The sequence below is a fragment of the Buttiauxella gaviniae genome, from assembly GCF_040786275.1.
Taxonomy (GTDB): Bacteria; Pseudomonadota; Gammaproteobacteria; order Enterobacterales; family Enterobacteriaceae; genus Buttiauxella; species Buttiauxella gaviniae_A.
In genome coordinates, this window is sequence record NZ_JBFMVT010000002.1 from 3781105 (window position 1) to 3794591 (window position 13487).

Below are 13487 nucleotides of genomic sequence, written 5' to 3' on the forward strand. Positions count from 1 at the left end.
CAGGCAGATATTTTTCCCCTGCCTGAGTGCCTCAACACTTCTTGATTCACTCTTCCATTCGACTCATCTTTCAACCCCAACTGTTTCCTTATCTGAAAACAGCAGTGATAAACGCTGCTTAAATATCTGCAGTCAAAACAAATACCTAAAATGAATATCATTCATGTTTATTGGGAAATGAATGATATCTCACAATTAGCAACAGTGCTTTTACAATTCCTAACAAACTGACCTCGCGTTCTTTACATTTATGATATAATCATGGTGGGAAAGGAAAGTAACAATAACGATAATTCAATGAATAACGAGTCTAATGATGCCGAGAAATTCTTTGAAATATACCCATGGAGGGTATCCAGCATTTATTAAGTTGGCAGATTTTATCTTTATTAACTCGATTTTAATATTGAGCGCCGTGCTGTTAGCCATCAAATCTACCACCATGGTTATCACACTTAGCGTTTTTTTCTCTACGACTTTCTTATTATTTGGTGAGTACACCAAACTTTATCTTCATAAACCGAAAAACTGGAGTGTCCGCGGCCAGTTACGTTTAATTTTATGCTCATTTTTGACGGTTGTATTCGTTGAGATTTTTAGATTTACAACGGATGACCTCGCGTCGTTGGGCTACCTGAGCGTATTTGAAAATAGCTTTTTTCCAGCAATACTGATTTGGTATGCCATTCCTATATTTTTACTCTATATACTCCATTTAACGATACTGAAGCATACAGCTAAAAAAAATTATCGCGTGGCAATCGTGGGCGTCACAGACAATGGTCTGGCGGCTGAAGAAGCGCTCATGAAAGAATATTCCAATATGAACCTGGATTTGGCTTTTTATGACGAGCGCGATGCTTCACGTTTCAGCGAGTTGATTCACCAAATAAAGAGCCCCTTTAAAGGGTCGGTAAGCGGGTTGGTTGAGGAAGCTAAAGCGGGGAGGGTAGATGAAATTTATATCGCCTTGCCGCTCGTTGCCCTGGAGCGAATACGCCATTTTTTGGCGGTGATGTCAGACACGACCGTCGACACCTATATCGTTCCGGACTTCAACTCGTACAGCACGCATATGTCGAAACTGCGCTCCATCGACAACCTGCAAACCATCAGCATCCTCAGTTCGCCGTTCGAAGGCTTTGGTTCCTTCATCAAGCGTGCCGAAGATTTGGTGCTGGGCAGCATTATTATGGTTCTCATCTCTTCGCTGCTGTTAGTGATTGGGATCGGTATCAAATTGACCTCACGCGGGCCGGTATTCTTCAAGCAAGACAGGTACGGCCTGAGCGGGCAAAAAATTAAAGTCTGGAAATTCCGCACCATGCGCGTGATGGAAAACGCTGACATGGTGGTACAGGCGACCAAAGACGATCCGCGCGTAACGCCTTTTGGGGCGTTTTTACGCCGCACATCGCTTGATGAGTTACCCCAGTTCTTTAACGTTTTGCAGGGTAGCATGTCGATAGTTGGCCCAAGGCCTCACGCGGTAACACATAACGAGCTTTATCGTAAGCAGGTGGAAAACTACATGATCCGCCACAAAGTTAAGCCCGGGATCACAGGATTAGCACAAATTAACGGTTATCGTGGCGAAATTGATGCACTTTATAAAATGGAAAAACGTGTTCAGTACGATATCGAATACATTCAAAACTGGTCGTTATGGCTGGATATAAAAATTATTATAAAAACCATTTTCAAAGGATTTGTCGGGAAAAATGCATATTAAATATATTATCGTCGCCGGTATCGTTTTATCCCAACCGGCCCTGGCAGACTTAACACCGAAATCTCATATCGGCTTTGCGGGTATCGATTTTCAAAGCAAAGTCGGTGTGAATTACGGCCATGATGATAATGTGACTTATCAGCCACATGATAACGATGCTGTGGGGTCAAACTTTATGAGTGTGACACCGGTATTAAGCATGCTTGGCGAACGATACCAGGACAAATACCTCTTAATGTATTCAGGTGATTATCGCAATTATAATAGTGACTCTGCTGATAATTACGACGACCATTTCTTCCGTTTTAATGGCGCATGGCGCTATGGATTAATGCATGGCCTGATGTTGAATGTTGAAGATTCTCTCGGCCATGAAGAACGCGGGCGTGGCGTTACTGAAGGGTTTTTACCGCAGCAGTTTCAACAGTTTGGAATAGATTCCCCGCTCACCACTAACTTATTAAATAGTGAGCTACGTTATAGTTACGGCGCGCCTGAAGGGCGTGGTAAAGCAGAAGTCGCTCTACTTTATAAAAAATTGCGCTTTGGTAATACGCAAGATGCGCAAAACACTGACGATGATTTTTACAATTACATTCGTGAGCAGGAGTGGCATGAAAATAGCCTCGTTGCGGAAATTTTTGACCAGTACACATCGCAAACCCGCTTCCGTTATAGCTTTATTACCAATCAGCGCCACTATGATAATGCGACGGAAAAAGACAGTAATGAATATTATTTGATTTATGGAATAAAATCCCAGCTTACGGGGAAAACCAACGTCGATATGAACGTCGCGTGGTTGTATAAAACATTTGAAAACAATCCCAACTCGCAGGATTTTAATGGGCTAAACTGGGATATTCAGGGCGAGTGGAAACCGCTCAAACAGTCTATTTTTACAGCCCATACATCGCAGCGCATTAAAGACCCTTCAGAAGTGGGGGGATATATTCTGGTTTCGCAGTACGGTATTTCTTATCAACAATTTTGGTTAAATGAGCGTTTCTCTACCTTGTTCGATTATTCGTACACCACGGAAGACTATAAAAAGCAGGATAAGGACAGAAACGACAAAGACGGTGTATTCACCTTCTCCATGAGTTATGACTTCAGACCTTCAGTTAATTTTGAATTGAAATATCAAATAGATACTTTGCGTTCGAATAGGGATACCGACTCTTTCTATATCGGTCCTAACGACGATAGAGAAGTCCTGAGAACGTTGGGCTATGACAATTCGCTGATTATGTTTACAGCTAAGGTGCAGATTTAAAATGAAAATAATGAATCTCTGGGCATTCATATTATTCAGTGTGCTTTTGGCTGGATGCGCATCCTCTACGCCACCGCTAATGGATAATCCTGATGCTGAATCAAAAGGATACCTCCTGGATGCAGGTGATACCGTCGCTATTAATGTGTACGGCGAACCTGATATGACAATGAAATTTATCCTCGATAAAAGTGGAACGATTATGTTCCCTTATATTGGCGAAATGGTTCTGAAAGGAAAAACACCGGAACAGGTGGGTGCTGAGTTAACTAACCGCCTGCGTGGCGATTATCTGCAAAATCCCATGGTGACGGTCAATATTGCCGAATTCCGTAAATTCTTTGTCTCAGGTGAAGTGAAAATACCGAACGGTTTTGCCTGGGAGCCTGGGTTAACCGTCGAGAAATCTATTGCGCTGGCGGGTGGCTTTACGGACCGGGCAGATCGCAAAGAGATCAATATTCGCCTGGCGGGTACCAACCAACTGCTTGAGAACGTGGACGTAAGGCACTCCGTTCACCCCGGTGATATCGTCATTGTTGGCATGGGGTTCTTCTAACTATGAAACTATCAATAGTGGAAAATGGCAAAAAAAGAGAAAGCTCCATCGATTTCTCCAGGTTTGCCAAAGAAATTAAAAAGAACAGTTGGAAAATCCTCCTCGCGGGCTTGATTGCGGCGGCGGTCGGCTACGCGCTCATCAGCATGATGACCTCGAAATATGTCTCGACGGCCACGGTGCTGGTCAAAGCCCAGCCGGATAATGTTTCACCCTTCCCGCAGGTAGACGGTTACGATTCGACACGCAGTGGATACTACGAAACTCAGTATGCGCTGATGCAGTCGCGCATTGTGCTGGAACAGGCGGTGCGTAATTTGAAGCTGGACGAAAATCCCGATTTCAACGGCGTTAAATCAGACACTAAAAATGCGAGTACGCCTGAAAATCAGCAGCAGCGCGTGGATCATGCCCTGAAAACAATGCTGAAAAATCTCACGATTAGCGGCGTTCGCACCACTCACCTGGCATCTATTTCTTACGAGTCGCCTTCACCACAATTAGCGGCGCAGGTGGCTAACGGCGTGGCTCAAGCGTTTATAGATTATACGTCTGAGCAAAAACGCATGAATACCCAAAAGGCCCGCGAAAATAACCAGCAGAAAATGGGAGAACTTCAGCAGCAAATAGCCGAGCAAAAACGGGCTATCGACGATTATCTCAAGACCGAAGGGCTGCTGACTTTCCGCGGCGTAGATGGTTTTGAAACCGAACAGCTTAGTATTGTGACGAACCGCCTGGCCGATGCCACTCAGCGTCGGGTCGCTGCAGCCTCTCTTTATAACGAAGTTCGTCAGAATGCCGGGAGATCTCTGGAAGATGTGATCTCTCTGCCCGCTATTTCCGACCACGCGCAAATTCAGGATCTGCGTATCGCGTTAATTCAGGCGAGGCGTTCGCTTTATGAACTGCGGAAATCCTATGGTCCAAAGCATATAAAAATCCTTGAAGCCCAGGCGCAAGTTCAGGCCATTCAGGATCAAACATCTAACGTGTTGCGCGAACTTGAAACAGGCCTGCGTCAGCAATATCAGGCGGCACTCGCCGACGAAACCAGCTACCAGAAACAGCTCGATCAGCAAAGAGATGTTTTCCAGAATCTCGGTTCCAAACGAGATGGGTACAACACATTAAAACTTGCGCTGGATAAAACGGAAGACTCCTACAAAATGCTTTATCAGCGCACTCAGGAACAGTCACTTTCCGGTAATTACGCTGATTCTGATGCCGTTTTGTATGACCCGGCGGTGCCTGCAGAGCGCCCATCTAAGCCAAACAAACCTTTATTGTTGGTGATGGTGGTGTTGTTAGTTCTTGCTTTCAGCATTATGTACTTCATTGTGAAAGCCGCGATGGACAGCACGGTGAATACACTGAGCCAGGTGAAGAAGCGTTTGAACCTGGAACCATTGGGTGAGATTCGCCGTTATAAAGGGGTGGGAAGCCGCGCGCAAATCCGGGATATTATCGCCAACAATCCGCTAAACGCCGATATTATTCATAGCATTCGCACCCGCATCATGCTGGATAATCGTCAGCTTCAGGCCATCGCCATAACCTCGGCTGACCAGGGGGAAGGGCGTACATTACTGGCGAATCTTCTGGCTAACTCTTTTAGCTTTGACCAGAAAACCCTGCTTATCGATCTGGATTTCTTCAATAAAGAGGGATTATCCAGCGAGCTGGCTAAACCATCGGCGCAAGGCGTTGCCGAGTTGCTTCGCGGTGAAGTCACATTTGAAAGTGTGAACGTCCACGTAAATGAAAACCTGGATTTCCTGGCGCGTGGCAATGCGACAATCTCTTCCTTGCTGATGTTGTCTTCGGAAAATATCGAGCATCTCATGCGCGAATTACGCAGCCGGTATCAGCGCATTATCATAGATGTTGCGGCGGTGAATCAAAGCCAGGACAGTCAACTCATTAGCCGCGTGACTGATGGCCTGATTTTTGTATTAAAAGCCGGTGCCGCACCCGCCGAACATATCACCAGCGCCCTGGATAAACTCGACACTAACTCGTCGTTCGTCATCGGTGTGGTAATGAACCAGGTGGGTGATAAAAACCTGGAAACAAAAGAGGGATTACGTTCGCTCAACCTGCAAACTAACGAACTGATGAATGGTACAGGTCGGGTATGAGTCTACTCCGGAGCGCGTCCACGATTGCCGGTTCATCAGTCATTTCGCAATTGATTGGTGCGCTGTCTATTTGGTTAATTTCACACAAATATGACCTGGCGGAAGTGGGGCTGTACGCGCTTAATTACAGTATTGCATTAATTGGTGCCCAGGTTTGTACCTTTGCCTCGCAGCTATTAATCCCGAAACAACAAGATGATGAGCTGGCTCAAAATGTGGTGTTTTGTTTATTGCAAAGCGTGATTATCGCGCTGCCGTATGCGCTGTTAACCGCATGGCTCTTTAATCAGAATATCTTTTTTCTCTACCTCCTCACGCTCTCCAACACATGGGTGCTGATTTCGGAAAACTTATCCCTGCGTACGGCTGATTTTGGTTTTTTGGTCTTCCAGCGTATTTCCGTTTCTGTGGTTGTGGTGGTTTCCGTCCTGCTCACATCGCATATCCAGGCTTTTTACTGGGCGTGGGCGGGGCTAATGATGCTGCTCACAATTGGCTGTATTCTTCGTGCCTTTGATATTCGCACCGTAACGCTGCAACACCTCAGCCCGAAAAGTAATCTGGAATTTTTTAATAAGCACGTTCACCACATTACTAAAGTGGGTAGCGCAGAAGTGCTGGCGATGGCGAACAGTAATTTGCCGATCATGCTAATTAACTTTTGGTTCTCAGCGTTAACGGCAGGCTATTTTTCTATTGTGAGCCGCTTCTGCCTGGCGCCGGTTGTTATCGTCGGGAATGCGGTACGCAATGCGATTTTCTCCAAGTGGTCGATAGATTTCCGGCACAATACTTTTAATTACGAAGAATATACAAAAGTTCGCTTGCTACTACTGGTGCTTGGGGTGATTTGCACGTCAGGCGTATTTATTTTCTACCCAATTGTCATGCATCTTGGTTTTAGTGAAGACTGGATCAATTCGATCCCAACGTCACGCTATATGTTGCCGTACTTGTTCCCGGCGTTGGCGGTCTGCCCGCTCACGGTTATCGAACTGATTTTTGGTTCACACCGTTATTTCTTGCGCATTCAGTTCGAACAACTGGCAATTGTACTGATGGCCTTTGTTATCGTGCCCTATTTTTATAACGACTATGCGACATCCATTATTCTGTTCTCAGTATTAACATTCGTTCGTTACGCCTTTATTTATCTGAAGGTGAATAAACGTGCCAATATTTTGAAAGACAGGCCGGTTGTATTATGAATCTCAATACTGGACATTATCTACAAACATACTCATTTATTACCCTGGTACTTTGCGGGCTGGTGCAATATTTCACCGGCGTGCTGGCGGTGTTATGGATCCCCTTTTTCCTGACGCTGCTGATGTTCGGCCTACTGGTCATGCAAACCCGCTACGAAGCCTTGCAGCTAGATAAGCAGGAAATTGTGGTACTCACGTTGTACCTGATATTTCTGGTTATGGCCACGGTGTCGACCATTTTACAAGGCGGAATAACCGTCGCCATTGTTGGTTTTAAAAATGAAATAGCGCTATCGCTGGTGATGTTCTGTTTATTACTGGGGTTCTGCCGCGAATCACAAATTTACCGCGTGACAAAATCTCTATACTGGGTGTTTTACGCCCAGTTTCCGATAGTTCTTTATCAATTACTTTTTGTCGTGCCGCAGCGCGTGGCGGTTCGCGGGGAAGAAGATAAGTGGGACTCGGTAGTGGGAACCTTCGGCGGCGACCCAATGGGCGGCGGCAACACTGCCGCAATGGGGCTCTTCTGCCTGCTGATCATGCTATTAAAAGTCTCCGAATTTAAGCATGGTTTAACCACGTTTAAATCGATGGCGTTGCATATCATTCTCGGATTTGGCCTATGCATCGTGGGTGAGGTTAAATTCGTTATTCTGCTGTCACCGATATTACTGGCCTGGGTTTGGGTTATGCCGAGTTATGTTCAAGGGGTCAACAAAGTGAATGTCAAAGCGCTGCTGTTGATCTTCGCGGGCATGGCGCTGTTAATCGGGCTGGCTATCGTTATTTTAGCCTCGGGCTATTCGTCGGCTTTTGGTAGTGATCCGACGCAAAGTTCGCTGAGCGTGTTCCTTAATTCTCTAAACTATATTTTTGATCCTAATTATATTTTGCCGTCAGGTGAAGTGGGGCGATTTACCACGCTGACTTTTTGGCTGAAGAATAACGATCTGTGGGGGCCATCGGGAACGCTCTTCGGCTACGGTTTAAATGCCACAAACAGCGGAAGCGTTGTTTCTAAAGGCTTTTTAAACCTTAACTATAACTTGATCCTCGACTCAACTTCTTTAAGTATGCTGCTTTGGGAGGTGGGTATAGTTGGAACGGCAATATTTGTAGGTTTGATTATTTACATCCTTATTATTGTTCAGCCCAAAGCTGTGCTGGCGCGGGAACAATTAGACCAGCAAGATCTCCAGTTGTTAAGTTTTTCACCCGCGTTTAGTGTTTTTGCTATCAGCGGCTTACTGAGTTTGCCCTACAGTCAGATACTGACCATTACCCCGATGTTACAATTCCTTTTCTATCTGTCACTGGGCGCGTGTCTGGTTATCCGTCGATCCGTTTGTCGTTATGCGGAGCAATAATATGATAAATAAACCTTTTATTTCAGTAAGCATTAAAACACTTAATGAAGCCGAATGTATCGAAAAAACTATCGATAGTATTCAAAAACAGATTGCTGATTATCCCCATAAAATTATTGTGGCTGATAGTTTGTCGACGGATAACACTCAGCAATTAGCCAGCAATAAAGGCGTGACGGTAGTGTCTTTAACACAACCGGGCGACCGATGCTGCGGGGTCGGGCATCAACTTGGCTATCTGTATAGCGAAGGTGAATATCTGTTATTGATGGATGGCGATATGGAGTTGGAACCCGGATTTGTGGACAGCGCCATTGCGTTTCTGGAAGCGCATCCAGAATACGCAGGCGTAGCCGGTACGGTTGAAATGGATGATGCTGCGAACTATGAATTTAAATCCCGTAAACAGCGGCTACATGAAATTTACCCAATAGGCGATTGCGATCATTTAGGCGGAGGTGGTTTATATCGCCGCACCGCCATTGAAAAAATTGGTTATCTGACAAATCGCAATCTTCATGCTTATGAAGAAGCAGAGCTGGGAATGCGTTTGGTCGATGCGGGCTATAAACTGCATCGCTTAGATACCCCGTACTTCAGCCATACTTCGCACACCCTGCCGACATTTAAATTACTGATGTATCGCTGGCGCAGTGGTTATAACCAGGCGCCGGGGGAGTTATTGCGCAGCGCATGGGGAAAGCCTTATGTGGGCCATGCCTTTAAAATGGTCAAAAATGAGGTGATTTTTGCTCTTTATATGCTGATCCTGCTTATCGCAATCTTAACCTTTGATCTTGAAATTATCGGCCTGGCTTTACTGCCGCTGCTGGCATTTATTCTGCTGAAAACTTTCAAGAATCGTTCGTTAATTAACGGATTTCAAAGTGTCATAAATTTAGCCGTGCTCTCTGTTGGATTAATCAAAGGGCTGATGAACCCTACGCGCGATCCCATGACTCCTCCCGATAGCAAAGTTATTCACGAATAGGGTGGTCTAATGAAAATTTTACTGGTGAATAAATTTTTCTACATCAAGGGCGGTGCGGAAACGGTTTATTTTCAAGAACGTAATATGCTCAAGCAGGCAGGCATCGACGTTATTGATTTCTCGATGCAGCATGAGAAGAACTTTCCCTCAGATTACGCCGATTATTTTGTCAGCAATGTAGACTATCACCAGGGCAGCAGTCTGCTGGGTGGGATTAAAACGGCGGTGAATTTTATTCATAACGCAGAAGCCTGCAAAAAAATGCGTGCGTTACTGGAGAAAGAGCGGCCGGATATTGTCCACTTCCATAATATCTATCATCAATTAACGCCGTCCATTATCAAAATTGCCCGTGATTTTGGCTGCAAAACGGTATTAACTGCGCACGACTATAAAATTTCTTGCCCGTCCTATGCCATGCTGCGCGACGGAAAAGTCTGCGATGCCTGTATTAATGGGGCGGTATATAACGCGTTCAAATATCGGTGCTATGAAGGGTCTGCCGCGAAAAGTTTGCTGCTCTCATTAGAAGCCACCTGGCAATTTATTGCCAAAAACTATCAGGCATTGGATGTCATTATTTCCCCCAGCGAATTTCTGCGTGGAGTGATTAAACATACCTTACCTAAGTCGCGTATCGATGTGATTGTGAACGGTATTGATGACAACCAATCTTTTGAAAATATTGAAGATGAAGGCTATTTGCTTTTCGTGGGTCGTTTAAGCCATGAGAAAGGGATTGAAACGTTAGCGCAGGCGCATGAGCTAATGCGCAATAAAATACCGCTAAAAATTGTCGGTCATGGCCCGCTTTATAACGACCTTATTAAGCAATATCCCCACGCGGAATTTCTGGGTTTTGTGCAGCAGGGTGAGGGTTTAGATAAACTGATTAAGCACGCCCGGGCGATTATTGTTCCCTCTGAATGTAATGAGAACTGCTCAATGGCCGTGCTCGAAGCAATGTCATTTGCCAGGCCGATTGTCGGTTCACGCATCGGCGGAATTCCAGAACAAGTTCGTGATGGTGTAGAAGGCGCTTTATTTACGCCGGGCAATGCGCAAGAGCTTGCGAATGTTCTTGATGACTTTGCCGAAGATCCAGAAAAAGCTCAGCGCATGGGATTAAGTGCTCACGAGCGCCTGCGAGAGAAATACTCGATGCGAAAACATATGGATGCTTTGCTGAGTCTTTATCAAGAACTGTTGAGCAAACCCTAATATGACGAAGAAAATTACTGTTCTGGGTACGCGAGGGATTCCTGATGTATTAGGCGGTGTAGAAACGCATTGCCAGAATCTTTATCCCGCCATTAAACAGCAGTTTGATGTGGATATTTGTGTTATCGCCCGTGCTCCGTATGTGGCTTACAGTAAATCTCATTACAAGAATATAGAAATGCTAGCGCTTTGGGCACCGAAAAAACGCTCTTTAGAAGCGATTGTCCATTCCGTTTTAGCCGCGTTTAAAACCTGCTTTGATAAATCTTCTATTGTGCATGTGCACGCTATAGGGCCGGGTCTGGTGGTGCCGCTGCTACGTTTAATGGGTAAGAAAGTGGTATTTACCCATCATGGCCCCGATTATGAGCGCCAGAAGTGGGGGGGGATCGCAAAGCAGGCGTTGCTATTGGGCGAAAAAGTTGCGGTTAATTATGCGAATGAAGTCATCGTTATTTCGCAGGTGATCAATCAGTTGATTCAGAAGAAACATGGCCGTATGGACGCGCATTTGATCTACAACGGTGTAAATATTCCGGAGCCCTTATCGGATGAAACCGTGAGTAAAACGCTGAGCCGATATGCCCTGCAGCCTAAGAACTATCTTGTTGCGGTAGGGCGATTTGTAGAAGAAAAAGGGCTGCACGATCTGATTACTGCCTATCAGCTATCGGGTATTTCCGACCCCCTGGTATTGGTGGGTGATGCGGATCATCCTTCTGATTACAGTATGCGCCTGAAGCAATTAGCGATAAAAACCCCGAACGTTATTTTGACCGGATTTTTGAAAGGCGACGCGCTCAAAGTGGTATTTTCTCAGGCAAAACTTTTTATTATGCCTTCTTATCATGAGGGATTACCGATAGCATTATTGGAAGCTATGTCGTATTCACTCCCGGCGGTGGTCAGCGATATTCCCGCTAATCTGGAAGTCGGCCTGCCAGTCGAGGCTTATTTCCATGTTGGTAATGTGGCTGATTTAGCGAACAAAATGAAACAAAGGGTGACTCTTAACGATGCCGATTACGGTGAGTTTCTGAAAACCTACGACTGGCGCGAGATCGCCAGTAAAACAGTAAGCGTTTACCATTCAATAGATAAATCAATAGGTTAAAATTGACCAATACGACCCGACGGCCGCTTGTTATCGACAGATTTTATGATGTGCTTAACGAGCAGACGCAAGCTGAGCTGACGCCTGAACAAAAGCAGGAAATTGAGAGCGCGCTAGTCTCAATCAGCCTGTCATCGCACCACCGTATCGATATTCGCAAAAGTTTCCCCTTTTTTGGGACCCGTTATTATCTGGTCTTTTTACTGGGGCGCGATTTTCGCAAGCGGTTACGCAAAGAATCCACGCTGATGCGTATTATCGTGACGTTTTTAATCCTTTCTGGCGCGCTGTTCGCGACACTTTGTGTGTTGCTGACCCTGTATATGATCAAATCTGCCGTGGGAATCGACCTGATTCACGATTTCCATGTCGGCATTTGGGATTGGTGGCTTAACCTGAAAAATAAGTAGCCTTACAGCTTATGGAAAACGGGAACCCTATGAATATTAAAATTTTTGCGGCCTTGATGTGCATGGTGTTTCCGGGAACTGTTATGGCTGAGCCTTTGACGGTTGTTACGCCGAAAGCCCTGTCCGGCCCGATTACCAACCCTGGAATGGGGATCGCCAGTTTTCATCAGGGCTACGGGGAGCAACTGACGCAGACGCAGTATCCTGATACCGGTATTGAATATGAGCGTTTTTACTGGACGGAGCTGGAGCCGGTAGAGGGGCAATATAATTTTGCGCTGGTGGATGATGCTTTTAAATTCGCAGCGCGGCATCAGCCTGCGATGAACGTCGGGCTGCGTTTTATGGCGCTCGAGGAGCCGCAAAGCGGCTCAAAAATCCCTGACTGGTTAATTAGAAAAGGGGTTAAAGGCCTCTGGACCTCAGATAAAAAAACCTTTATTCCCGATTTAGACGACCCTATTTTTCTGGCATACAGCCAGCGCCTGCTTAACGCTTTCGGCAAACGTTATGACGGAAATGAAAACCTTGCCTACGTCGATATTGGCATGGTCGGGTCATGGGGGGAGTGGCACAACAGTAATTTCCCTTCATTGACGCCGCTCGAAAAACGCTACTCGCCTGCTACGCTGGATAAATACGTCAACATGCACTTTGCGGCTTTCCCTAAAACACCAAAAATTATGCTCATCGCCGGGGGAGATAATCTGGTCAGTGCGGTGAAAAAGGGGGCGGGATGGCGGGCGGATTGCCTGGGCGACTGGCGCAACTTCTCCAAAGCCTGGAACTTAATGGAAGATGATTACCCTCAACGTATAGAGACGGCGCAGGGCGCTTTTTCCGGATTTAACGATGCCTGGAAGCATGCCCCGGTCAGTTTTGAAATCTGCGGCTATATGAAAGAGTGGAAAACGGAGCAACATTACAGCAAAGCAGAGGTGCAAAGAACCTTCGACTGGGCGATTGAACAACATGCCAGCACGATTAATTTAAAGTCGCGCGAAGTGCCCGCTGAATTTCGGCCGATTGTGGATGAGGCGCTGACGAAGCTCGGGTATCGGTTTCGTTTAGCCTCCCTGAGCCATGAGTCTGCGGTGCAAAAAGGCAATAATCTGACGCTTAACAGCCAGTGGGCGAACGACGGTGTTGCGCCGATTTACCTGAAATATGACGTGTCTTTCCGCGTAATCGATAATGCAAATAAAGTCATTGCCCAGGGAAATACCCTCGACGATATTCGGACGTGGTTACCGGGCGAGCGCACGTCAAGCTACCGCCTGGCAATACCTGCGACAGCCACAAAAGGTCAGTACAACATCGAAGTGGCGATGCTGGATAAACAGGGGAAGGCGAGAATTAATCTGGCGAATGATGTGCCCCACAGCAGCGGCTGGTATCGGGTATCAAGTTTTAAGGTTCAGTGATTATTAAGCGCCTGAAGGCCAGGCGCTTAATGTGAAATATC

The 13487-nt window shown here is 46.0% G+C and carries 11 protein-coding genes; all 11 read left to right on the forward strand.

Going from position 1 to position 13487, the window contains the following annotated elements; all coding sequences use genetic code 11:
- The first annotated feature begins 316 nt into the window (after positions 1 to 316).
- Genes AB1E22_RS18060 through AB1E22_RS18110 form a run of 11 tightly spaced genes read left to right on the forward strand, consistent with a single transcriptional unit; the run spans position 317 to position 13446 of the window.
- The gene (locus AB1E22_RS18060; RefSeq protein ID WP_367596607.1) at positions 317 to 1732 is read left to right on the forward strand and encodes an undecaprenyl-phosphate glucose phosphotransferase; all 1416 of its coding nucleotides are present in this window, start codon (positions 317 to 319) and stop codon (positions 1730 to 1732) included.
- Positions 1722 to 3008 (forward strand): outer membrane beta-barrel protein, encoded by a 1287-nt coding sequence (locus AB1E22_RS18065; RefSeq protein ID WP_367596609.1) that lies wholly within the window; start codon positions 1722 to 1724, stop codon positions 3006 to 3008. The genes AB1E22_RS18060 and AB1E22_RS18065 overlap by 11 nt, the downstream gene beginning before the upstream one ends.
- Before the next feature lies 1 nt (position 3009).
- On the forward strand, positions 3010 to 3567 hold the full coding sequence (locus AB1E22_RS18070) for a polysaccharide biosynthesis/export family protein (protein WP_367596610.1): 558 nt from the start codon (positions 3010 to 3012) through the stop codon (positions 3565 to 3567).
- Between the two features lie 2 nt (positions 3568 to 3569).
- A complete protein-coding gene (locus AB1E22_RS18075; protein ID WP_367596611.1) occupies positions 3570 to 5708 on the forward strand; it encodes a GumC family protein in 2139 nt (712 codons plus the stop codon).
- Entirely contained in the window at positions 5705 to 6916 is a 1212-nt protein-coding gene (locus AB1E22_RS18080; protein ID WP_367596612.1) for a lipopolysaccharide biosynthesis protein, read from the forward strand. The genes AB1E22_RS18075 and AB1E22_RS18080 overlap by 4 nt, the downstream gene beginning before the upstream one ends.
- Complete coding sequence (locus AB1E22_RS18085; RefSeq protein WP_367596613.1) at positions 6913 to 8286, forward strand: capsular biosynthesis protein; 1374 nt, start codon at positions 6913 to 6915, stop codon at positions 8284 to 8286. The genes AB1E22_RS18080 and AB1E22_RS18085 overlap by 4 nt, the downstream gene beginning before the upstream one ends.
- Before the next feature lies 1 nt (position 8287).
- Positions 8288 to 9277: a glycosyltransferase gene (locus AB1E22_RS18090; RefSeq protein WP_367596614.1), complete on the forward strand. Its 990-nt coding sequence runs from the start codon at positions 8288 to 8290 to the stop codon at positions 9275 to 9277.
- 9 nt (positions 9278 to 9286) lie between these two features.
- The gene (locus AB1E22_RS18095; RefSeq protein WP_367596615.1) at positions 9287 to 10498 is read left to right on the forward strand and encodes a glycosyltransferase family 4 protein; all 1212 of its coding nucleotides are present in this window, start codon (positions 9287 to 9289) and stop codon (positions 10496 to 10498) included.
- Position 10499: 1 nt separating this feature from the next.
- The gene (locus AB1E22_RS18100) at positions 10500 to 11612 is read left to right on the forward strand and encodes a glycosyltransferase family 4 protein (protein WP_367596616.1); all 1113 of its coding nucleotides are present in this window, start codon (positions 10500 to 10502) and stop codon (positions 11610 to 11612) included.
- A gap of 2 nt (positions 11613 to 11614) precedes the next feature.
- Positions 11615 to 12022: a hypothetical protein gene (locus AB1E22_RS18105; protein ID WP_367596617.1), complete on the forward strand. Its 408-nt coding sequence runs from the start codon at positions 11615 to 11617 to the stop codon at positions 12020 to 12022.
- A gap of 29 nt (positions 12023 to 12051) precedes the next feature.
- Complete coding sequence (locus AB1E22_RS18110) at positions 12052 to 13446, forward strand: DUF4832 domain-containing protein (RefSeq protein ID WP_367596618.1); 1395 nt, start codon at positions 12052 to 12054, stop codon at positions 13444 to 13446.
- Positions 13447 to 13487 lie beyond the last annotated feature (41 nt).